20 protein-coding genes and 1 riboswitch are annotated in these 22,451 nt (G+C 60.9%); of the genes, 8 read left to right on the top strand and 12 right to left on the bottom strand.

The features are described from left to right. Positions 1 to 30 precede the first annotated feature (30 nt). From PH558_RS12155 to PH558_RS12115, 9 genes are all read right to left on the bottom strand, one after another. Positions 31 to 759: an SIS domain-containing protein gene (locus tag PH558_RS12155; protein WP_095433134.1), complete on the bottom strand. Its 729-nt coding sequence runs from the start codon at positions 757 to 759 to the stop codon at positions 31 to 33. Between the two features lie 21 nt (positions 760 to 780). Continuing rightward, positions 781 to 1,938 carry an N-acetylglucosamine-6-phosphate deacetylase gene (nagA, locus tag PH558_RS12150; RefSeq protein ID WP_095433133.1) on the bottom strand — a complete coding sequence of 386 codons (1,158 nt, stop codon included), beginning with the start codon at positions 1,936 to 1,938 and terminating at the stop codon, positions 781 to 783. Then, the gene (locus tag PH558_RS12145; RefSeq protein ID WP_095433132.1) at positions 1,938 to 2,969 is read right to left on the bottom strand and encodes an SIS domain-containing protein; all 1,032 of its coding nucleotides are present in this window, start codon (positions 2,967 to 2,969) and stop codon (positions 1,938 to 1,940) included. The genes nagA and PH558_RS12145 overlap by 1 nt, the downstream gene beginning before the upstream one ends. Then, on the bottom strand, positions 2,966 to 3,739 hold the full coding sequence (locus PH558_RS12140; RefSeq protein WP_285204573.1) for a GntR family transcriptional regulator: 774 nt from the start codon (positions 3,737 to 3,739) through the stop codon (positions 2,966 to 2,968). The genes PH558_RS12145 and PH558_RS12140 overlap by 4 nt, the downstream gene beginning before the upstream one ends. Positions 3,740 to 3,859: 120 nt before the next feature. Continuing rightward, the gene (locus tag PH558_RS12135) at positions 3,860 to 4,885 is read right to left on the bottom strand and encodes an aldose epimerase family protein (protein ID WP_285204572.1); all 1,026 of its coding nucleotides are present in this window, start codon (positions 4,883 to 4,885) and stop codon (positions 3,860 to 3,862) included. 301 nt (positions 4,886 to 5,186) lie between these two features. After that, positions 5,187 to 6,380, bottom strand: a complete 1,194-nt coding sequence (locus tag PH558_RS12130) for a vWA domain-containing protein (protein ID WP_285204571.1) — start codon at positions 6,378 to 6,380, stop codon at positions 5,187 to 5,189. A gap of 3 nt (positions 6,381 to 6,383) precedes the next feature. After that, positions 6,384 to 7,310 (bottom strand): homoserine O-acetyltransferase MetA, encoded by a 927-nt coding sequence (gene metA / locus PH558_RS12125; RefSeq protein ID WP_095433128.1) that lies wholly within the window; start codon positions 7,308 to 7,310, stop codon positions 6,384 to 6,386. Positions 7,311 to 7,357: 47 nt separating this feature from the next. After that, positions 7,358 to 7,435: riboswitch (SAM riboswitch) on the bottom strand. 80 nt (positions 7,436 to 7,515) lie between these two features. Beyond that, complete coding sequence (locus tag PH558_RS12120) at positions 7,516 to 7,938, bottom strand: NUDIX domain-containing protein (protein WP_095433127.1); 423 nt, start codon at positions 7,936 to 7,938, stop codon at positions 7,516 to 7,518. Then, positions 7,938 to 8,780, bottom strand: coding sequence for an AAA family ATPase (locus PH558_RS12115; protein ID WP_113407935.1), 843 nt, complete (start codon positions 8,778 to 8,780; stop codon positions 7,938 to 7,940). Before PH558_RS12115 ends, PH558_RS12120 begins: the two co-directional genes overlap by 1 nt. A 163-nt stretch (positions 8,781 to 8,943) precedes the next feature. On the opposite strand from PH558_RS12115, the gene PH558_RS12110 reads away from it, so the two are divergent. After that, the gene (locus PH558_RS12110) at positions 8,944 to 10,794 is read left to right on the top strand and encodes an ABC transporter ATP-binding protein/permease (RefSeq protein ID WP_285204568.1); all 1,851 of its coding nucleotides are present in this window, start codon (positions 8,944 to 8,946) and stop codon (positions 10,792 to 10,794) included. A gap of 106 nt (positions 10,795 to 10,900) precedes the next feature. On the opposite strand, the gene efp is transcribed toward PH558_RS12110, so the two are convergent. Then, complete coding sequence (gene efp, locus PH558_RS12105) at positions 10,901 to 11,470, bottom strand: elongation factor P (protein ID WP_069611558.1); 570 nt, start codon at positions 11,468 to 11,470, stop codon at positions 10,901 to 10,903. A 151-nt stretch (positions 11,471 to 11,621) separates the two neighbouring features. Between efp and epmA the strand changes: the two genes are divergently transcribed. From epmA to PH558_RS12070, 7 genes are all read left to right on the top strand, one after another. Further along, positions 11,622 to 12,686: an EF-P lysine aminoacylase EpmA gene (epmA, locus tag PH558_RS12100; protein ID WP_285204563.1), complete on the top strand. Its 1,065-nt coding sequence runs from the start codon at positions 11,622 to 11,624 to the stop codon at positions 12,684 to 12,686. Next, positions 12,683 to 13,735: a lysine-2,3-aminomutase-like protein gene (locus tag PH558_RS12095; protein ID WP_285204555.1), complete on the top strand. Its 1,053-nt coding sequence runs from the start codon at positions 12,683 to 12,685 to the stop codon at positions 13,733 to 13,735. The genes epmA and PH558_RS12095 overlap by 4 nt, the downstream gene beginning before the upstream one ends. A gap of 357 nt (positions 13,736 to 14,092) precedes the next feature. Further along, entirely contained in the window at positions 14,093 to 14,344 is a 252-nt protein-coding gene (locus PH558_RS12090) for an acyl carrier protein (RefSeq protein ID WP_075853503.1), read from the top strand. Then, on the top strand, positions 14,344 to 15,537 hold the full coding sequence (locus tag PH558_RS12085) for an acyl-CoA dehydrogenase family protein (protein ID WP_285204553.1): 1,194 nt from the start codon (positions 14,344 to 14,346) through the stop codon (positions 15,535 to 15,537). Before PH558_RS12090 ends, PH558_RS12085 begins: the two co-directional genes overlap by 1 nt. A 5-nt stretch (positions 15,538 to 15,542) precedes the next feature. Next, a complete protein-coding gene (locus PH558_RS12080; protein WP_285204549.1) occupies positions 15,543 to 16,451 on the top strand; it encodes an amino acid--[acyl-carrier-protein] ligase in 909 nt (302 codons plus the stop codon). Between the two features lie 8 nt (positions 16,452 to 16,459). Then, positions 16,460 to 17,419, top strand: a complete 960-nt coding sequence (locus PH558_RS12075) for a DUF1839 family protein (RefSeq protein WP_285204547.1) — start codon at positions 16,460 to 16,462, stop codon at positions 17,417 to 17,419. 75 nt (positions 17,420 to 17,494) lie between these two features. After that, positions 17,495 to 19,963: a glycoside hydrolase family 2 protein gene (locus tag PH558_RS12070; RefSeq protein WP_285204546.1), complete on the top strand. Its 2,469-nt coding sequence runs from the start codon at positions 17,495 to 17,497 to the stop codon at positions 19,961 to 19,963. A 290-nt stretch (positions 19,964 to 20,253) separates the two neighbouring features. Here PH558_RS12070 and PH558_RS12065 read toward each other — a convergent pair whose 3' ends face one another. Further along, the gene (locus PH558_RS12065) at positions 20,254 to 21,333 is read right to left on the bottom strand and encodes an ABC transporter ATP-binding protein (protein WP_285204995.1); all 1,080 of its coding nucleotides are present in this window, start codon (positions 21,331 to 21,333) and stop codon (positions 20,254 to 20,256) included. A gap of 44 nt (positions 21,334 to 21,377) precedes the next feature. Continuing rightward, positions 21,378 to 22,448 carry a Gfo/Idh/MocA family protein gene (locus PH558_RS12060; RefSeq protein WP_285204543.1) on the bottom strand — a complete coding sequence of 357 codons (1,071 nt, stop codon included), beginning with the start codon at positions 22,446 to 22,448 and terminating at the stop codon, positions 21,378 to 21,380. Positions 22,449 to 22,451 lie beyond the last annotated feature (3 nt).

Below are 22,451 nucleotides of genomic sequence, written 5' to 3'. Positions count from 1 at the left end.
GATGCTGCTGGGCGCTTCCCGGCCGGGGCCTTAGAGATGCGGATTGCGAGGCCGATATTTCTTAACCAGCTGCTGGTTGGTTTCCCTGGCGCCCGGCATGTTGGCGCTGAGATAGACGGGCGGATTGCCATCCTTGCAGAGTTCGGCAGCGACATCGGCGAAGATGGCGTTCAGGACCGTCGTACCGACGGCTGTCGAAGCCGGACCGACCTTCAGCTCCGTGCCCGGCAGATCGATCATGGCATCGCCCGGCGGCAGGCCGTTGTCCAGCACGATATCGGCGATATCGGCCAGTCTCCGGCGTCCATTGGCGATGGCGGCCGAATAGGCGAGGGATGTGATGGCGATGACCGTCGCGCCGATCTCGCGACCATAGTCGGCGGCCTCGACCGGCGCGGCGTTGACACCGGAATTGGAGGCAATGACCAGCACGTCGCCCGGCTGCATGCCATAGCGTTCGAAGACCGGGCGGATGAGCCCTTCGGTACGCTCATAGACCGAACTGATGACGGCGCCTTCATGCAGCATGGCAGAGCCCACCAGCACGGGAATGGTGAAGGCGAGGCCGCCGGCGCGATAATGCACCTCCTCCGCCAGCATGTGCGAGTGGCCGGTGCCGAAGACATAGACGCGGCGATCGGCACGTGCGGCCGCGCAAATGGCGGCCGAAGCCCGGGACATAGGCTCGGCCAGCGTTTCACGCAAGGTTTCCAGCCGGCCGATGAGGGCGGTGAAGTAGCTGTCCGTGACTGCGGTCATGCCGAGCCTCCTTTTCAAATTTTAGGCCGAAGGCAGGCCGGATATCCATGTTTCGGTGACTTCGATGGCGTCGTTGATGTGGACGAGATCGGCGCGGGTTCCCGGCGTCAGATGGCCGCGGTCGGCAAGCCGCAGGAAGCGAGCGGGATAGGAAGTCGCCATGCGCAAGGCCTCAGCCAACGGTAGCTCGAGAATATTGACGCCGTAGCGGATGGTGGAGGCCATATCGACATCGGAGCCCGCCAGCGTGCCGTCATCGAGCGTCAGCTTGGAGCAATAGCCGCCCTTGGTGCGATAGACCGTGCGGCCATTCAGCGTGAAGCTCGGAAGATCGGTGCCGACGAGCGACATGGCATCCGTGACGAAGAACAGCCGGCCTTCACCGCGCTTGGCGCGCAGCGCGACGCGCAGCGCTATCGGATCGACATGATGGCCGTCGGCGATGATACCACACCAGGGGGCAGGGTGATCGATCGCCGCGCCGACGAGACCGGGTGCGCGATGGCCCATCTGGCTCATGGCGTTGAAAAGATGGGTAACGCCACGCGCACCGGCATCGAAACGCGCATCGGCGGCTTCCGCCGTGCAATCGCTATGGCCGATGCTGACGATGACGCCGCCTTCGGCGAGTGCCTGCACCTGCCGCTCGGTGACTTGCTCGGCGGCAATCGTCACCAGCAAGGTGCCGATCGCCTCACGGGCGCGGATGAAGGTCCGGACGTCGCTGTCTTCGACCGGACGCATCAGCTCGGCAAGATGCGCGCCCTTGCGGGCCGGCGCCAGATGCGGGCCTTCCAGATGCAGTCCGGCGACGCCGCGATTGGCTTTCACCGCCTCGATGGCGCCTTCGATCGCCGCCGCGCTCGCGGCCGCGACATCGGTGATCAGCGTCGGCAGTAGCGATGTCGTACCGTAGGGGCGATGTCCTGCGGCAATCATGTACATGGAGTCGGCCGAGGGCTCGTCATTCAGCATGCGGCCGCCGCCGCCGTTCACCTGCGCATCGATGAAGCCGGGAGCAAGCACACCGCCGTTCAACGCAATCGTTTCGGCATTGTCGGGCACGTCATTGGCACCGGTAATGGCATGGATACGGCCATTGCCGATCACCAATGCGCTATCCTCGTGAAACCGATCGCCATCGAAGATGCGGGCGCCGGTAAAGACCTTGTAGTCCATCACATGGTCTCCGTTACCTTGAGGAGATTAGCCGGCTTGTCCGGATCGAAACCCTTGCGACGCGTTACCGACTCGATGAGGCGATAGTAGCACAGCAGCGATACCAGCGGATCGAGCAGGCCGTTGCCTGTCGTCGGCATGCGCAGGTTGATGCCGGCAAGCGGTGCGGTCGAGAAGGAGACGGCGGTGGCGCCGAGCTTCTGCAGGCGCTCGATCGCCTGGGCATTGTTGGCAAAGGCAGCATCGTCGGGCGAGAAGGCGACGATCGGGAATCCCGGCTGCACGAGGCGCATCGGGCCGTGCATGAGTTCGGCCAGAGAGAAGGCTTCGGCATGAAGGCCGGCTGTTTCCTTGGCCTTCAGCGCTGCTTCCAGCGCGATGGCGAAGGCGGGGCCGCGACCGCCGGTATAGAGCGATGAGGCATTGAAGAGCACATCTTCAGCCGCCTTGCCGTCGATGCCCGAGGTGGCGGCAAGTGCTTCCGGCAGTTTCGCAAGACCATCAACAAGCGCCTTATCCTGCGAAATCGTTGCCGTCACGCCGGCAAGGGCCGCAACCGAGGCGATGAAGGATTTCGTGGCGGCGACGCTCTGTTCTTTGCCGGCGTTGAGGCCGAGCACGATGTCGGCTTCCTTGGCGAGCGGGCTGTCGGTGACGTTGACGACGGCGATCGTGGTGGCGCCACCCTTCTTGGCAGCGGCCTGTAGCGCGATGATGTCGGGACTGCCGCCGGACTGCGAGACGGTGAAGTGGATGCCGCCCTTCAGATGCAGCGGTGCGCCATAGACGGAGGCGATCGACGGCCCGACAGAAGCGACCGGGACGCCGCAGGAGATTTCGAAGAGATATTTGAAGAAGGTGGCGGCATGGTCGGAAGAGCCGCGCGCGGCCGTCGTGATCAGCGATGGACGACCGGTCGAGAAAAGCTTCGCGATCTCGGCGAAAGCGGGCTTTTCCTTTTCAAGCAGCGTCGCAACCACCTCGGGCGATTGGCCGGCTTCCGTCAGCATCAGGGATTGGGTCTCGCTCATAGGTCATCTCCAATTCTCAATTCAGCAACAAAATCATAGGCGTCGCCGCGATAATGCGAGCGGGTATATTCAACGACGCGCTGGTCGGCCAGGCGGGAGACCCGTTCGATCAGAAGCGCCGGCGCTCCGGCCTTCACGGTCAGGATCGAGGCGGAGGTCGGGTCGAGCGTCACTGCGGTTAGCCTTTGTTGGGCACGCACCGGCTTGAAACCCTTGGCGGCAAGGGCGTCATAGAGCGATCCCTCGGATATGGCATCTTCGCCCAGAAACTTGATGGGAACGACGGCGCGCTCGATAGCGAGTGGCTGGCCATCCGCCAGGCGCAGTCGGTCGAGCCGCAACACGGGCTCATCAAGGCTGAGGCCGAGCAGGAACGATTCCTCCGGCGCCGGTGCGCTGACGGTGCGTGACAGGATGCGTGCCGCCGGTTCGCGTCCGCGCGAACGCATGTCGGCGGAGAAGGAGGAGAGGCGCCAGAGCGGTTGCTCGATGCGCTCGACATGCTGCGAGACGAAGGTGCCGCTGCCATGGCGGGATTCGATGATGCCCGAAGCGAGGAGATCGCGATAGGCGGTACGCACCGTGACGCGGCCGATTTCCAACGCTCCGGCTAGGTCTCGCTCGCCCGGCAACGCCGTGCCCGGCTTCAGTAAACCTTCCTGGATGAGGCCGGTCAGCGCCTGCGCGAGGCGCTTGTAAAGCGGTCCGCTCGCGGTCTCGTCGCCCAAACCGCGATTGTTCAATTCGAGGATCAAACTGGTTCTATCCATGATGTTTATATAGAACCTATTTAGAACCAATTCACAAGGTGAATCTGGTAGCATCGCAAAAAAGAATCGGCCGGGCGCTTTGGACGCCCGGCCGAAATTTAGGAAAGCCGGCGTTTCAGCTTAGTTCTTGGTGAAGATATAATCCGTTTCCTGCCGCAACACCTCGCCCGGGCGGAGCACGGCATTGGGGAAGCCTTCGTGGTTGATGGCGTCGGGCCAGACCTGCGTTTCCAGGCAGAAACCGGCAAACGGGCCGATCTTGCGGCCGTCGTGGCCGGGAACCGGCACGTCCAGCTTAAAACCGGTATAAAACTGCACGCCGGGCTCGGTGGTGCGCACTTCGAGCGAGACGCCGGAATTGACGCTGCGGGCGAGGACCACGGACCGCTTGGCGGTACGCTCGGTCGAGAGGCAGAAATTGTGATCGTAGAGCGCCTGCTCGCTTCCTTCGAAGCGCTTCATCGGCGCCATCTCGCGGAAATCGAAGACAGAGCCTTCCACGGAGCGGATTTCGCCGGTCGGCACCTGCTTGTCGTCCGTCGGCGTGTAGTGATCGGCGGCGATCATGATGTCGTGGCCCAGCGCATCGTCGCGACCGTCGAGATTGAAATAGGCGTGCTGGCAGACATTGGCGAGGGTTGGCTGGTCGGTTGTGGATTCGTAGGTCACCGACAGCTCGCCGTTGCCATGCACCCAATAGGTCGCCTGGATCGTGCAATTGCCGGGATAGCCGGCGCGGCCATCGGGATCGACGATCTTCAGGACGACGCGGTCGGTACTATGCTCGACGATGGTCCAGTTGCGCTTGGCGATATTGTCCTTGCCGCCATGTAAGTGGGTGACGCCCTTTTCGTTGAGCTCCAGCTGATACTGCTTACCATCAAGCGTGAAGCGACCGGCGCCGATGCGGTTGGCGCAGCGTCCGGGCGTGGCGCCGAAATAGGAGGAATGAGCCGGATAGTCATGAAAATTGTCGAAACCGAGCAGGAGCGCCGGCTCGTGGCCATCAAGGCGAAGGTCCTGGATGACCGCGCCCCATGACATGATATGAGCCGTCAGGCCGCCACCGACGATCTTGACGCGATAAACGGTATCCCCATCGGCCGTCGTCCCAAAATGTTCCCGCTGCAAAGTGCTTTCGGTCATATCAGCTCATCCATTGCTTTTGAGTATGCGAGGCCAGACCCTGCCTCCATTCGCGCGGTTCCGCAACCGGTTCGATGGCGAAATTTAGGGGTAGGTTAACAGGGATCAAGGCTCCGTCCGGCTTTCGAGACGCTACGCTGCACCGGAAGTATGCAATGCCTATGACAGAGCTCCGGTTTCCGCAACAGCCCCTCACCCCAGCCCTCTCCCTGCAAGCGGGAAGAGGGCTGGGGTGAGGGGCTAGGCACGAGAGTGCAGCAGAACAGTGCGCGCCTAACTATTGTAAACCCAGGCTGATCGGTCAGCGCGACAATTCCCGCGTCGCCTTTTCCAGCCCGCCGAGGGTCAGGGGGTACATGCGGTCGGTCATCAGCCGGCGGATCATCGAGATCGAGGTTGTATGGCCCCAATAGCTTTCCGGCACGGGGTTGATCCAGATGCATTTGCGGAAATGGCCGGTCATTCGCGCGAGCCAGGTCTCGCCGGCCTCCTTGTTCCAATGCTCAACCGAGCCGCCGGCTTGAGTGATTTCGTAGGGGCTCATGGAGGCGTCGCCGACGAAAACGACGCGGTAATCGGGACCGAAGGTGCGGATCAAGTCGGCCGTTGCCGTGATGTCGACGCGCCGGCGACGATTGTCCTTCCACACACCCTCGTAGAGGCAGTTGTGGAAGTAAAAATATTCCATGTGGCGGAACTCCGCACGGGCGGCGGAGAAGAGTTCCTCGACGACACGGATATGGTCATCCATCGAGCCGCCGACGTCGAAGAACATTAGGAGTTTGACGGCGTTGCGCCGTTCCGGTCGGGTCTGGACATCGAGATAGCCATGCTCTGCGGTGGAGCGGATCGTGCCGGAAAGATCAAGCTCCTCGGCCGCCCCCTCGCGCACCCAGCGGCGCAGGCGCTTCAGCGCCACCTTGATGTTGCGGGTGCCGAGCTCGACGCCGTCATCGAGATTCCTGAAGTCACGCCGATCCCAGACCTTGACCGCGCGGCGGTGGCGCGAGGTTTCCTGGCCGATGCGCACGCCTTCCGGATTGTAGCCGTAGGCGCCGAAGGGCGAGGTCCCCGCCGTGCCGATCCATTTCGAGCCGCCCTGATGCCGGCCCTTCTGCTCGGCCAGCCGCTCGCGCAGCGTTTCCATCAGCTTGTCGAAGCCGCCGAGCGCCTCGATCTCTAGTCTTTCCTCTTTGGTCAGGTGCCGCTCCGCTAGCTTGCGCAACCATTCCTCGGGAAGGGCGGTCGGCTCTACCGCTTCTCCATCGGCATTGCCGCCGATCGCCTCGACGCCGCGGAAGTAATCGGCGAAGACCTGATCGAAGCGATCGATGAAGCGTTCGTCCTTGATGAGCGTCGTACGCGCCAGGTAGTAGAAGGCCTCGACGTCATAGTCGGCAATCCCCTCTTCCATTCCCTCAAGCAGCGACAGGAATTCCCGGAGCGTCACCGGAACTTTCGCTTGCCTCAGCTTCAGGAAGAAGGGAATGAACAAGCCTCAAGTCCTTTCCTGGCCGATCTCCTCCAGATCATACGGCGTGGTCTGGTAGATCTCGTTGATCCAGTTGCCGAAGAACAGATGCGCATGGCTGCGCCACCGGTTCTGCGGGGGAATTTCGGGATCATTATGCGGGAAGTAGTTGTGCGGCATCTTGATCGGCACGCCCGCGTTCACATCCCGGAAATACTCGTCCGCCAGCGACGTGGAATCATATTCCACGTGATTGAACATGTAGAGCCTGTTGCAAGTCCGCTCATGCACGAGACAGACGCCCATCTCGCTCGAGTCCATCAGTATTTCCAGGCCAGGCACCTTTTCGATGTCGGCGCGGCGCACTTCGGTCCAACGCGACACCGGAATGGCGAAATCGTCGGAGAAGCCGTTGAGATAGACCGAAGAGGGCTTCAGATTCTGGTGGCGATAGACGCCGAAAGCCTTTTCCTTCAGCGTGTATTTCGGCACCTGGTGAAAATGGTAGATCGCCGCCATGGCGCCCCAGCAGACGTTCATCGTCGAATGGACGTTGGTGGCCGTCCAGTCCAAGATCTCCTGCATTTCCTTCCAGTAGGTGACGTCTTCATATTCCAGCAGCTCGATCGGCGCGCCGGTTATGATGAAGCCGTCGAACTTGCGGTGCTTCACCTCTTCCCATGTCTCGTAGAAAGCAAGCAGATGCTCCTGTGAGGTGTTCTTGGCCTTGTGGCCGCCAACGCGCACCAGCGAAAACTCCACCTGCAACGGTGATGCGCCGACCAGGCGCGCCATCTGGATCTCGGTCTTGATCTTATTCGGCATGAGGTTGAGAAGCCCGATCTGAAGGGGGCGGATATCCTGACGGAACGCCACCGTTTCGGTCATCACCCGCACACCCTCGTTCTGGAGGGTTTCAAACGCGGGCAGCGTATCGGGAATCTTGATGGGCATTGTTTCACTCGCCAAATACAAAAAAACCGGCCGCGATAAGAATCGCTACCGGTCCGCACGCGGCCCTTTAGCGACTTATTTAACGTGGCTGCAAGCCGGCCGGCCAAATCACCACGAGGGAAATTCAATAGACCTGTCATCTCGGCGGGTCAATGGGGCAAGCGCCGGCGAAAGTCCGGGGCTGAGCTCGGAGGCGCAATGTGGCCTACAGATATTCAAGGAGGGCTTCCATGCCGTAACCGAGGCGATGCCTGGCAGCTTCGATCGGTAGCCAGAAGAAGCGGAAGCCGATCGGGTCGCCGCCGTCGAAAGGAGTCATTTCGTAGTGAAGCCAAGTGGCAGGCGCTCGTTCGGAGATACGGCAGCGGAAATAGTGCCGTTGGTGATGATAATCGCGGCCGTTCTTTTCGAAATGGTAGTCGTGAATGCCCAGCGAATAGAGTTCGTGTGGCGCAAAACCGGTCTCCTCTTCGAATTCGCGCGCCGCGGCCGCTACAATGTCCTCACCGGATTCGACAGTGCCGCCGGGAACCTGGAGCTGGACGGCGGGAAAATCTGGTTCATCGAAGACAAGCAGACGCCCATCCCGAACGGCATAGATCAAGACCTTGACCGCATCGGGCTGCATTATCTTCCCTGACTGCGCGCCATGAAGGCCAGCCGTTCGAAGAGATGGACATCCTGCTCGTTCTTCAGCAGTGCGCCATGCAGCTTCGGCAAAGCATTCTTCGCATCGGCGCGAAGCGTTTCGGGATCGATATCGTCTGCGACCAGCAGGCGGATCCAGTCGAGCGCTTCGGAGGTCGATGGCTTTTTCTTCAGGCCCGGCAGGTCGCGGATTTCGAAGAATTGCGTCAGTGCCGCATGGACGAGCGTCTGCTTGATGCCGGGATAATGCACCTCGACGATGCGCTTCAGCGTCTCCATGTCGGGAAAGCGGATATAGTGGAAGAAACAGCGGCGCAGAAAGGCGTCCGGCAGTTCCTTCTCGTTGTTCGACGTGATGATGACGATCGGGCGGATGGCGGCCCGGATCGTCTCGCCGGTCTCGTAGACATGGAATTCCATGCGGTCGAGTTCCTGCAGGAGATCGTTCGGGAATTCGATATCGGCCTTGTCGATTTCGTCGATCAGCAGCACGCACTTCGTCGGCGAGGTGAAGGCCTGCCAGAGCTTGCCCTGACGAATATAGTTCCTGACATCGTGAACTCTGATGTCGCCGAGCTGGCTGTCGCGCAGGCGTGAAACCGCATCATATTCGTAAAGACCCTGCTGAGCCTTCGTCGTCGATTTGACATTCCATTCGATCAGATCAAGACCAAGCGCGGCCGCCACCTGCCGCGCGAGTTCAGTCTTGCCCGTACCAGGTTCGCCCTTTACGAGAAGCGGACGCTCCAGTCTTATGGCGGCATTGACGGCGACCATCAGATCCTTGTCGGCGATATAGTCGGCAGTTCCCTGGAATTGCATCGGAAGGCTTTCTCAATCTTTCGGGCGCAAGCTAATTGCTGACCTTATTCGGTTCAAGACGCGAAACCGTGTATATAGGAATGTGATCCCACCGATCTATTGCAAGGGTGGACATGAGGGCGGGTCATGATTAACTGACGGGACGCGTCGCAGGGAAGTGCTGATGGCAGTTGAAAAGCAAGCCAAGCCGAATATCCAGGGAAATGAACAGGTCGGATACGATTTGAGCCTTTTCTTTCGGCTGAGGATGATGTTCTCCGCTTTCTGGAATTCGGCTGTTCGCATCAAGATCATTTCCCTGACCATCGCGCTTTTCGTGACCATTCTGGTCACGGCCTATGTCCAGGTGCTGCTCAACAGCTGGAATGCGCCCTTCTACGATTCGCTGGCAAGGCGCGATATTTCCGCTTTCTTCCATCAGCTCGGCGTCTTCGGCATCATCGCCGGCTCGCTGCTGGTCCTCAACGTCGTTCAGGCATGGCTCAACCAGATGACCGCGCTCTACATGCGCGAGGGGCTGGCGCGCGATCTGGTCGATCAATGGCTGCAGGCCAAGCGTGCGCTTCGCCTTGCCTCCTCCGGGCTGATCGGCGTCAATCCCGACCAGCGGCTGCATGAGGACGCCCGCAATCTTGCCGAAAGCTCGACGGGGCTTGCCATCGGATTGGTGCAGGCGACGATCCTGCTTTTGAGCTTCATCGGCGTGCTCTGGGAGCTCTCCAGCGGCATGGTTTTTCACCTCAGGGGCATGAGCTTCTCCATTCCCGGCTACATGGTCTGGGCGGCGATCCTCTATGCCGGGTCCGCCTCTTTCCTCAGCCAATTCGTCGGCCGGCGTCTGGTGCGATTGAATGCAGATCGCTATTCGAAGGAAGCCGAGCTGCGCTTCGCGCTCATGCATGCCAACGAGCATATGCCGGCAATCACCATCGCCGGCGGCGAGGAGAACGAGCGCCGGCGGATCAATCTCGATATATCGGCCGTGCTTGCCGTCATCCGCCAGCTTGCCATCGCCAATACCAATCTCACATGGGTTTCGGCCGGCTATGGCTGGCTGGTGCTGATCATTCCCATTCTCGTTGCCGCGCCTGCCTATTTCTCCGGCGGCCTGACCTTCGGCCAGCTGATGGTGGCCGTCGGTGCCTTCAATCAGGTCAATTCGGCGCTGCGCTGGTATGTCGCCAATTTCGGGCCGATTGCCGAATGGCGTGCCACGTTGATGCGCGTCACTGATTTCCGCAAGGCGCTGACGGAAATGGACGACAAGACGCCGATGCCGCACACCCTCGTTTTCGAAAAGGCGGCGCCGGGCACGATGGTCTGGACCGACCTGGAGATTTCGACGAAGACCAGTGACGAAGCGACGGAAAACGGCTTCCGGATCGCGGAGGGTACGGTCACGATCAATGCCGGCGAGCATGTGATGATCAACGGCGATCACGGCGTGAACCGCAGACTGCTGTTCGAGGTGCTGGCGCATCAATGGTATAGCGGTTCCGGCACGGTCAGCCTGCCGCCGATGGACGACATGCTGTTCGTGCCGCACACGCCTTATGTGCCGACCGGCACCCTCAGGGAGGCAATCTGTTTTCCGGACGATCGGGACGCCTATGACGATGCCGCCGTCGATGCCGTCATCGACAAGGTAGGGCTTGGCCGTCTGAAGAGCCGTCTCGATACGCAGGCTCGCTGGGATCGATTGCTCGATACCGAAGAGCAGAAAGCCGTCGGTTTTGCGCATCTGCTGCTCGCAAAGCCGAAATGGATCGTCTTCGACGATGCCATGGAAGGGCTTGAGGCCGAAGTTCAGGCGAAGGCCTTTGCTCTGCTCACCGAACTGGAAGGTGCGACCCTGATCTACATCGGACGCTCCGATGCCTTCATGCATTCCATGTCGCCGCGCGTCTTGCATCTGCAGGCCCTGGCTCCGCATGAGCACAGCACCGAGATGCAAACGCCTCCTGAAACCGCCAGTGCTATGCAGGCGGATGAGAAAAAGGCCAGTGCTCCGTAAGGCGGTGGGATACGTCTTGGTGTAGCCCCTCTGCTTCAACCACCCAAAACGCAAAACGCCCCGTCACCAGGACGAGGCGTTCTTCATGCAAGCAGGTGGCCGAGGCTCAGTCCTTGGCGCGCTCGACGTAGGAATTGTCTTCCGTTGCGATGACGACGCGGGTGCCGGCGTTGATGTGCGGCGGCACCATGGTGCGCACGCCGTTCGAGAGCATGGCGGGCTTGTAGGACGAAGATGCCGTCTGGCCCTTGACGACCGGCTCGGTCTCGGTGATCTCGAGCGTGACGTGACGCGGCAGTTCGAGCGCCAGCGGAACGCCTTCGTGGATCGACAGGATGCAGGTCATGCCTTCCTGGAGATAGGCCTTCTGGTCGCCCATGGTTTCGGCATCGACGACGACCTGGTCGTAGGTGGCCGGGTTCATGAAGTGGAAGCCTTCGCCGTCTTCATAGAGGTACTGGAAGTTGACGTCTTCAACGAAGGCGCGCTCGACCTGTTCGGTGGTGCGCCAGCGCTCGGACACCTTCACGCCATCGACGATGCGGCGCATGTCGACCTGGGTGACCGGAGTGCCCTTGCCCGGATGAAAGTTCTGTGCGGTGAGAACGACGTAGAGCTTGCCGTCGACGTCGAGAACGTTGCCCTTGCGGACCGAAGAGGCGATGACCTTGACCATAAGACTTCCTTGTAACGCTGCCTTTTGCGTCGTAGAGGGACTGTCGAAATGCTCTCCGAGACGCAGCTTTTGTTTGCTTGGGGGCGCAACTACCCTAAATCAACGGAAATAGCCACCCCCAAGGCGGCCGGTGCGCCGAAGAAAGCTAGGAATGAAGCCAAAGACGAGCAAAGCGTCCCCCTGGTGGACCCGCAATGTCCATGCGGACCGGCGGCCGTTCCTGATCGGCCGCAATGCCATCCAGACGGCGCTGCGGACTTTCTTCGCGCGCAACGACTTCATCGAGGTGGATACGGCGACGCTGCAGGTGTCGCCCGGCAACGAGGCTCATCTGCATGCTTTCGAGACCGAGGCGCTGACAACTGACGGCAAGGCATCGCCTCTTTATCTGCATACATCACCGGAATTTGCCTGCAAGAAGCTGCTTGCGGCGGGCGAGGAGCGTATCGCCTGCTTTGCCCATGTTTACCGCAATCGCGAGCGCGGGCCGCTGCACCATCCGGAATTCACTATGCTGGAATGGTATCGAGCCGGCGAAAGCTATGAGGTCCTGATGGTTGATTGCGCCGCAATTCTGGCGCTTGCGGCCGAGACCGTCGGCGCGAAGAAATTCAGCTATCGCGGCGCCGAAACCGATCCTTTCCTGCCGCCGGAGCGCGTTAGCGTCGCTGCTGCCTTCGAGCGCTATGCCGGCATCGATCTCTTCGCGTCCGTCGGTCTCGACGGATCGACGGATCGCGAGCGCCTGGCGGCGGATATGCGCAAGGCGGGCATTCGCGTTGCCGACGACGATCTGTGGCAGGATCTTTTCAGCCGCGTATTGGTGGAGAAGATCGAGCCGAATCTGGGCTTTGGACGCGCCACCATTCTTGACGAATATCCTGTTTCCGAGGCGGCGCTTGCGCGGCCATCGGCCAGGGATCATCGCGTTGCGGAGCGTTTCGAGCTTTATGCCTGTGGCGTCGAGCTTGCCAATGCTTTCGGCGAACTCACCAATGCCGAAGAGCAGCGTCGTCGTTTCGAGATCGAAATGGCGGAAAAGCAGCGTGTCTATGGCGAGACCTATCCGCTGGACGAGGAGTTTCTGGAGGCGCTTGCCGTCATGCCCGAGGCGAGCGGCATCGCGCTGGGCTTTGACCGGCTCGTGATGCTGGCGACCGGCGCCTCGCGAATCGAGCAAGTGCTGTGGGCACCGGTCGCGGAGTTCGACGCATGAATGCGATGCGACCGATCCGGACTATCGGCGAGCTTGAGCGTGCCGGGCTGATCGATGCCGATCAGGTGATGGCGCTGGAAGCCGTGGCGCAGCGCTATGCCGTCGCCCTGACGCCGACCGTGACACGCCTGATCGATCCCGAGAATCCCGCCGATCCCATTGCCCGACAGTTCGTGCCGGATGCCGCCGAACTCATCGTTACGCCGGAGGAGCGGGCCGATCCGATCGGCGATCACGCGCATAGCCCGGTCGAAGGCATCGTTCATCGCTATCCGGATCGCGTGTTACTGAAAGCTGTGCACGTCTGCCCGGTCTATTGCCGCTTCTGCTTCCGCCGCGAGATGGTCGGGCCACAGGGACTCGGTACGCTGGATGGGGATGCGTTGGACGGCGCCTTTGCCTATATCCGCGAGCACAAGGAGATATGGGAGGTCATCCTGACCGGTGGCGATCCGCTGGTTCTCTCGCCGCGCCGGCTGGAAGAGATTCTCAGGCAGCTTGCCGAGATCGACCATGTGAAGATCGTCCGCTTCCATACCCGCATTCCGGTCGTCGACCCCTTGAAGGTCGATGCGGCGTTGATCGCGGCGCTGAAGGCGAGCGGCAAGACCATCTATGTGGCGCTGCATGCCAACCATCCACGCGAGCTGACGGAGGAGGCGCGCGCTGCCTGCGCCCGGCTGGTCGATGCGGGCATCGTGCTGGTCAGTCAGTCGGTTCTCCTCAAGGGCATCAATGACGATCCGGGCGTGCTGGCGGCGCTGATGAAGGCTTTCGTCGAAAGCCGCGTAAAGCCCTATTACCTGCATCATCCCGACCTTGCGCCCGGTACCAGCCATTTCCGCGTTGGCATCGGCGAGGGGCAGGCAATCGTTGCGGCGCTGCGCGGCCGCATTTCCGGCCTTTGCCAGCCGACCTACATTCTCGATATTCCCGGTGGCTACGGCAAGGCCGATATCGGCCAGAGCTCCGTCCGTGAGCTGGGTGAAGGTTGCTACTCGATTTCAGACTATCGCGGCGGCGAGCATATCTATCCGCCGCAAAGCTAAAGTGCGTACTTATGATGTTATATTGTACTGACGCTCTGATTGTGATTGTTATTTTCGAATAAAACGTAGTGGCGAATTTTGGTGTGTTAACCTTTTTCGAGGTCTCGCTCTTCCAAAAATCGACATGTCATAATATTAGATGAATATAATATTTTTGCGGAAGTCATCGTTTATATGACTTACGGAAGGTAAATTTTAATGAGACAAATGTTGAATATAGAAATTTTCTACGAAGTGTAAGTTGTTTGTATTTACCACGTCGCTTAGCGGAATGTTCTATTTTGCCTGTTACTTCTTGGCGAAGGATAAGACGGCGTAACTGCGGTTATGCTTACCATTGCCAGAAGGAACTAGACTATGAACAAGACGATTCGCGATTTGCTGGCCAAGTTCGGCGCGCTTCCCGTTGCTATCGATCAGATCGAAGATGATGCTGATCTTTATGCGACCGGCCTGTCTTCTTTCGCTTCCGTCCAGTTGATGCTCGGCATCGAGGAAGCCTTCGACATCGAGTTTCCCGACAACCTGCTGAACCGCAAGTCCTTCGCCAGCATCGCCGCGATCGAAAGAACCGTCGGCATGATCCTCGATAGTAGAAAGGTCGCATAATGACTGCGGCGGTCGCTTTACTCGAGGTTGGGTCGGGCGAAGGAGCGGCGGTGCGCGCCGCCCGCGTCGCAGCGATCGCCAGCCAGCACGCCGATGCCGTCGATGCCGAAGGCCGGTTCCCACGCGAAGCCGTCGACGCCATGCGCGCCGAGAAGCTGCTCTCCATCCAGATCCCCGCCGATCTTGGCGGTGAAGGCGCGTCGATGACCGAAATCGCCGAGCTCTGCTCGATCCTCGGTCAGGCCTGCGCTGCAAGCGCCATGGTTTTCGCCATGCACCAGATCAAGCTGTCGAGCCTGGTCGAGCACGGCGTCGACAGCGATTGGCACCGCGATTTCATGCGCCGCATCGCCAGGGAACAGCTGCTGCTCGCTTCGGCGACGACCGAAGGCGGGATCGGCGGCAACCTGCGCAACAGCATCTGCGCCATTAAGGTCGAAGGCGATATCTGCACCCTCGAAAAGGATGCGACCGTCATCTCCTACGGCGCCCATGCCGACGCCATTCTGATTACCTCGCGCAGCCATGCCGAGGCGGCGTCTTCCGATCAGGTGCTGACCTGCTTCCTTAGGGATCAATACGACATCAAGCGCACGGTCGAGTGGAACACGCTCGGCATGCGAGGCACCTGCTCCGACGGCTTCCTGTTCAAGGGCGTGGCGCCGGCCAAGCAGATCCTGCCGAAGCCATTTGCCGAGATCGCCGCGCAATCGATGCTGGCAAGCTCGCACCTGCTCTGGAGTGGCGTATGGTATGGCATTGCCGCCGATGCGGTTTCGCGTGCACAGGCTTTTGTTCGTGCCGCTGCCCGCAAGTCTCCCGGCGCACAACCGCCCGGCGCACTGCGTCTCGCCGAAGCCTCCAGCATGCTGCAGATGGTGAAATCCAACGTGGTTGCCGGGCTGAAGGCCTATGAGGAGGCGAAGCTCGATGCGGACCGTCTGTCGTCGATGGCTTTTGCCGTGGCGATGAACAACGTCAAGATCGCGTCGTCCGAGATGATCCTGCCGATCATCAATCACGCGATGCTGATCTGCGGCATCATGGGCTACAAGAACGGTACGCCCTACAGCCTCGGCCGTCACCTGCGCGACGCGCACTCGGCGCAATTGATGATCTCGAATGACCGCATTCTCGGCAATACGTCGACCATGCTGCTCGTCCACAAACAAGATACCAGCCTGTTGGGGTAATCGTCATGGATATGCAAACATCGTTTCTCGACCGTCTTTTCGAATCCGGTCTGCTGATCGACACCGGCGTTGATGGTCTCTACGGCCGCAGCGGCCAGTTCGAAGACGTCATTTCCGCTTTCGAGCGCCTGATCGACAAATTCGGCGGCGCCGATGGCGCCGAAGCAATCCGCTTTCCGCCCGGCATGAACCGCGCCTTCTTCGAGGCGAGCGGCTACATGAAGAGCTTCCCGCAGCTGGCCGGCACGGTGCACAGCTTCTGCGGCAACGAGCTCGACCATATGAGCCTGCTGAAGTGCATGGAAGTCGGTGACGACTGGACGAAAGACCAACAGGCGACCGATATCGTGCTGACGCCCGCCGCCTGCTATCCGCTCTATCCGACGGTTGCCAAGCGCGGCGCCATTCCGGAAGACGGCGCGCTCTACGACCTGCAATCCTATTGCTTCCGCCACGAGCCTTCCAAGGACCCGGCCCGCCAGCAGCTCTTCCGCATGCGCGAATATGTCTGCATGGGCAGCGAAAAACATGTGACGGATTTCCGCCAGAGCTGGATGGATCGCGGTGTGGAGATGATGAAGGCCGTCGGCCTCGACGTGACCATCGACGTCGCCAACGACCCGTTCTTCGGCCGGGCCGGTAAGATGCTCGCTAACAACCAGCGCGACCAGAACCTGAAGTTCGAGCTGCTGATCCCGATCACCTCGACCGCCAAGCCGACCGCCTGCATGAGCTTCAACTACCACCAGGATGCCTTCGGCACGAAGTGGGGCCTGAATTTTGCCGATGGCCGCGTCGCGCACACGGCCTGCGTCGGCTTCGGCCTGGAGCGCATTGCGCTGGCGCTGTTCCACACCCATGGTCTCGACACCAAGGAATGGCCCGAGAGCGTGCGTAAGGCGCTGTGGGGCTGATCGCACCCATGGCTGCCGTGTTTCAGGGACTGGATCCCGCCACCTACAAGCCACATGCGCTCCACGACAGCGAGCGCATGTGGCCCGAGACCAACTGCTATATCGATCTCTGGATCGAGGTGCTTTCGAGCCTGAAGCTGCCGCCGGAAGCCATGCTCGGCTTCACGGTGATACAGGATTTCGAGGGCGACCAGTTCACCTTCTTCAAGGTGCCGCTCGAGGATCTGGAAGCGCTCTATGGCGTGCGCTGCACCGAGCTTGCGATCTACGACAAGGTGCAGAACCATGTCGCCGAGCAGATCGGCCGCGGCCGGCTCTGCCTGGTGGAGATGGATTCCTTCTTCATGCCGGATACGCAGGGCGTCGGCTATCGCCGCGAGCACGGCAAGACGACGGTGGCGATCAATCGGCTCGACATGCACGGCCGCACGGTCGACTATTTCCACAATGGCGGGTTCTTCAGCCTGTCGGGCGAGGATTTCGACGGGCTTTTCCAGCTGCATCTGACGGATGGGGACCTGCCCTTCCTGCCCTATACGGAATTTGCGAAGTTCCCGGAGAAGGCACCGGGCGAAGCCGCGATCCGTCAGACGGCGCAGCAGCTTCTGTCCTTCCATTTCCGGCGGCGGCCCAAGGCCAATCCGATCCGCGCCTTCGCCGAGGTCTTCCCGGCCCAGGTGGAAGCAGTCGCTGAACGGCCCTTTGGCTTCTTTCATAAATATGCGTTCAACACGCTGCGTCAGCTCGGTGCCAATTTCGAGCTTTCCGGCAGTCATTTCGATTGGCTTGCGGCCGATCTGGTCAATGCCGCCGGCGAAGCGCGGAAAATTTCCGAGACCGCAAAATCGGTGCAGTTCCAGCTGGCTCGCGCCATTACGCGCAAGAAATTCGAGCCGTTGCGCACGGCGCTTGATCCCGCCGCCGATGCGTGGGATTTCATGATGAGCGAACTCGAACGGAAGCTTTGACCGGCTTCCGTTCCATCGTCATACGGCTGGATTATTTCTGAACATATTGGGGCGGGGAAATCCCCGGAAGATATCATGGGCGGGCGCTTGGCGGATCTCGGCGGCGGAATGCGGCTGAGCGAAGGTTGGAATCTGGTGTTGACGGAGGCGGGCACCTGCATCGTGCCCTCCGATGTGCCGCTGACGTCCGGCTTTATCCCGGCGCCCGTGCCCGGCACGGTGGCGGAAGCCCTGGAAAAGGCCGGGCGCTTCGACCGGACGAAGCCACAGCCGCTTCACGACCGGGATGCCTGGTACATCTGCCGTCTGGTGGATGCCGAGGCCGGTGAGGCGGTCTTGCGGCTGGAAGGGTTGGCGACACTCTGCGAAGTCTTCCTAAACGGCCAGCAAATCCTCGTGTCCGAGAGCATGTTCGAGGCTCACGACGTCGACGTCATCCTGCTTGGCGGCGACGAGTTGGCGCTATGCTTCCGTGCACTGGAGCCGAAGCTTTCCGAGCCCGGGCCACGCGCCCGCTGGCGGCCGCAGATGATCACGCCGCAGGGCTTGAGGACAGTGCGCACGACGCTGCTTGGCCATATGCCCGGTTGGTGTCCGGAGGTTCAGGCCGTTGGTCCCTGGCGGCCGATTTCGCTGCTGCGCCCGAGCGCGCCCCTTATTCGCGATCTCTCCTTGCGGCCGGACCTGCTCGAGAATGGCGAGGGTAGGCTCTATGCCTCGCTCTTTATCGAGAGCGTTGTTGAAGAGCTGGTATTGAAGTGCGGTGAGACGGAGCAGTCCTTCGAAAAGGACGGTGCCGGCCGCTATACCGCAATCCTGAAAATTTCCGATGTGGCGCCCTGGTGGCCGCATACGCATGGCGCTCCGCAACTTTATGACGTCGCCCTCGTCGTCGATGGCGTCGAACATGCGCTCGGGCAGACCGGTTTTCGCCGGCTGTCGATCGATCGTGGTGCCCATGGCCAGGATTTCGCTCTTGTCGTGAATGGCGAGCGGATTTTCTGCCGTGGCGCGGTCTGGACCACAGCCGATATCGTACGCCTGCCTGGGGACCGCGATGACTATGAACCCTGGCTGCGGCTGGCGGCTGAGGCCGGCATGAACATGATCCGCATCGGTGGCACCATGGCTTACGAGACGCCGGAATTCTTTCGTCTCTGTGACGAACTCGGCCTGCTGGTCTGGCAGGATTTCATGTTCGCCAATTTCGACTATCCGAAGAATGACAAGGCGTTCAACGCACATGTCGAGGCGGAGGTTTCGCAGTTTCTGGGCGGTACCCGGCTGTCGCCCTCGCTGGCGGTTCTTTGCGGTGGCAGTGAGATTCACCAGCAGGCGGCCATGATGGGGCTGCCGGACCAGTTCTGGAAAAGCCCTGTTGTCGAGGAGATCATCCCGCCGCTGGTGCAATCGCTCAGACCGGATGTGCCCTATGTCGTCAATTCGCCGTCGGGTGGCCCGATGCCGTTTTCGCCGAATGCCGGGGTCACGCATTATTATGGCGTCGGCGCCTATATGCGGCCGCTTGCCGATGCCCGCCGCGCCGATGTTCGCTTTGCCGCCGAGAGCCTGGCTTTCGCACATGTGCCGCAAGCCCGCACGCTCGGCCAGCATCTGCCGGTTCCGGCAGTTCATAGTCCGCTATGGAAAGAGCGCGTCCCGCGCGATCGCGGCGCATCCTGGGATTTCGAGGATGTGCGCGATCATTATCTGCAGGAACTCTACGGCTTTGAACCCAACCGCTTGCGGCGGGAAGACCCGGATCTCTATCTCAACCTTTCGCGCGCGGTGACCGGCGAAGTCGCCGAGGAGACCTATGCCGAGTGGCGCCGCCATGGTTCCGGCTGCAATGGCGCGCTCGTCTGGACGCTGCAGGATCTGCTTCCCGGTGCCGGCTGGGGCGTGATCGATTCGACCGGGGAGCCCAAGCCGGTCTGGTATGGGCTGCGCCGCGCTTTCCGGCCGGTGCTGGTATTATTAATGGACGAGGGCACGAACGGTCTCGACGTACATGTCATCAACGAGAGCGATGCGGCGCTCGATCTGACCATCGAAGTCTCCTGCCTGCGCGACGGCCGTCAGATTGTCGTCGGTGGGGGCCGCGATCTGGTGCTCGAAGCGCGCGGCAAGCAAAAGATAGCCTGCACTGATCTTTTCGGCGCCTTCTTCGACACGACCTATGCTTTCCGTTTCGGGCCGCCGTCGCATGATGTCACGGTCGCGCGGCTGACGAACTCGATAACCGGCGCGGTGATTGCCGAGGCGTTTTACTTCCCCCTTGGCCGCACCAAGGCATTCCACGATGCCGAAATCACGGCGTCAGCGGTGCAGGAGGGCGAGGACTGGTTCCTTGACCTCAGCACTAATCAGCTGGCGCAATCAGTGCAGATCGATCTGGAAGCCTATCGGGCGGAGGAGGACTGGTTCCATCTTGCGCCCGGCAGCCGGCGGATTCGGCTGCACCGGCGGGAGGGCGTTCCGGCCGATGTCATTCCATCCGGGCAAATCCGCTCCGTCGGCAGCCGGCGGATCGTCGAAGTGTGAGGAGGTGCGGAGGTCTATCTCGCCCCTGGCGGGCGAGAAAGCAATTTCATTGGTTTAGGAATTGCGACATTGGAGGTTCAGCGCGTTCAAAAGCTCAGCGCAATTTCTAAGTCATTGAAATTGCAAGAGAGGGGGCCGTTTCTTGCGCCAATAGACTGGAAGCTGATTGCGTCCATGCCTACCCCCGCTCTTGTAAAAACTAAGAATTAGACGAGAGACGAGCCCTCGCCTAATCCTAAGTTTTTACTTTCTCGCCCGCCAGGGGTGAGATGGGTTCTGCGCCAGCTCTTCTACAGCGTCACCCCATCCGGCCCGAACAGATGGCAGCGCTCGGGATCGATATGGATGCTGACCATCTCGCCGGCGCGGATCGCCTGCTGATCTTCCAGCGCCACCGTCAGTGCCTGGCCGCCATGCAGTGTCACATAGAGGATCGTCTGGCCGCCCAGATGCTCGACGAGATCGACGCGGGCGCTGCCCAGTCCTACCCCACGATCGCCGACGTTCAGGTGCTCCGGGCGGGCGCCGAGGGTGACGGGTTGCCCCGGCTGTAGGCTACCCAGCCGTCGCGGCAGGCGTACCGTCTGGCCGGCGAGGTCGATGACAGCGGAGCCATCGTCGGAAGCGACGATCTTCGCATCGAGAAAGTTCATTTTCGGCGAGCCGATGAAGCCGGCAACGAACTTATTCTTCGGCTTGTTGTAGAGGTCGAGCGGCGCGCCGACCTGCTCGATCTTGCCGCCATTGAGCACGACGATCTTGTCGGCCATGGTCATGGCCTCGGTCTGGTCGTGGGTGACATAGATCATGGTATTGCCGAGACGCTGGTGCAGGCGGGCGATCTCGACACGCATCTGCACGCGCAGTTCGGCGTCGAGGTTCGAAAGCGGCTCGTCGAAGAGGAAGATGTTCGGTTCGCGGACGATGGCGCGGCCGATGGCGACGCGCTGGCGCTGGCCGCCGGAAAGCTGCTTCGGCTTGCGCTGCAGCAGCTGCTTGATCTGCAGGATCTCGGCTGCCTTTTCGACGCGCGGCTGGATGTCCTGCTTCTTCATGCCGGCGGTTTCGAGGCCGAAGGCAAGGTTTTTGTAGACGGTCATATGCGGATAGAGCGCATAGGACTGGAAGACCATGGCGATGCCGCGCTTGGAGGCGGGGACATCGTTCATGCGGCTGCCGTCGAGATAGAGCCCGCCGCCGGAAATCGGCTCGAGGCCGGCGATCATGCGCAGCAGCGTGGACTTGCCGCAGCCGGAGGGACCGACGAAAACGGTGAATTCCCCCGGCTCGATTTCCAGATCAATCCCGTGAACCACCTGAAGCTCGCCATAGCGCTTGATAACCTTCTGCAGCGATACGCTTGTCGCCATGGGCGCCTCCTCCTTCTTGGTTCCGACGGCTCGCGGGGCAACGTTCATGACGGCCTCCAGCTTTTGTATTTCTTGGCTTCCGGCCCGACGGGGAAGCGGACTTCGGTGCGGGTTTCCGACGATTCGTAGAATGCGGTGACCAGTTCCAGCGCCTGGCGGGCATCGGCCGTCGTCACCGGCAGCGGTCCGCCGGACACCAAAGCTTCGTGGAACAGCCTCATCTGCGTGTTGAAGCGGTTGGGAATCGGTGACCGGTCGGCGAGCAGTGCATCGATCTTCGCGCCGATCTCATCATTGGCGGGAATGATCTTCCAGGGATCCTGGCCGGGGCTGTAGGGCTCGTGGTTGCTTTCGATCAGGACGTTTTCGAAGGCGAGTCGCAGGCGGCTGATCTGCTCTTGCGAGCCGAGCGTCGCGCTGATGGTGGCGAGCGCGCCATTTTCCATCAGCAGGCTGGCGCTGGCGCAATCCTCCACCTCGATATCGTTGACGCGGGTGGCGACGCGGCCGAAGAGGCCTGCGATCGGTCCCATCAGATAGGTCAGCATGTCGTGCAGATGGATGGAGTGCGTCATCAGCACGCCGCCGAGCTCGGTGTCCCACTTGCCGCGCCAAGGGACTGCATAGTAATCGGCGCCGCGCACCCAATGCGTCTCCGACGTCGCGACATAGGGCTTGCCGGCAATGCCTGACGCGATGATGCGCTTCGCCTTCTGGATACCGTCGCCATAGCGATACTGGAAGATCGGCATCAGCCGGCCCTTGGCCGTTTTCTCGGCCGCGATGACCGCATCGACATCGGCCAGCGATCCCACAAGCGGCTTTTCGCAGACCACATGCTTGCCGGCGGCAAGCGCCTGCATGATGAGCTGGAAATGCGAGCCGGGCGGCGTGCAGATGTCGATGATGTCGATATCGGGCATGTTGAGGACTTCGGAGAAATCCTTGAGGCGCCTGCCGATGCCGAATTCGTCGCCGACGGCGTTCAGACGTTCCTCGTTGAGATCGCAGAGAACTGCGACTTCGAAACGATCCGGATGCGGCAGATAGCCTTCGACGATGTGGGAGCGGCCGATGCCGAGGCCGATGATCGCGACTTTCTTGATGTCGGACATGTC

It is taken from the genome of Rhizobium pantanalense (assembly GCF_030182525.1).
GTDB lineage: Bacteria > Pseudomonadota > Alphaproteobacteria > Rhizobiales > Rhizobiaceae > Rhizobium.
Note: the sequence above shows the minus strand (reverse complement) of the source record. Positions and strands in the feature narration are given on the sequence as shown.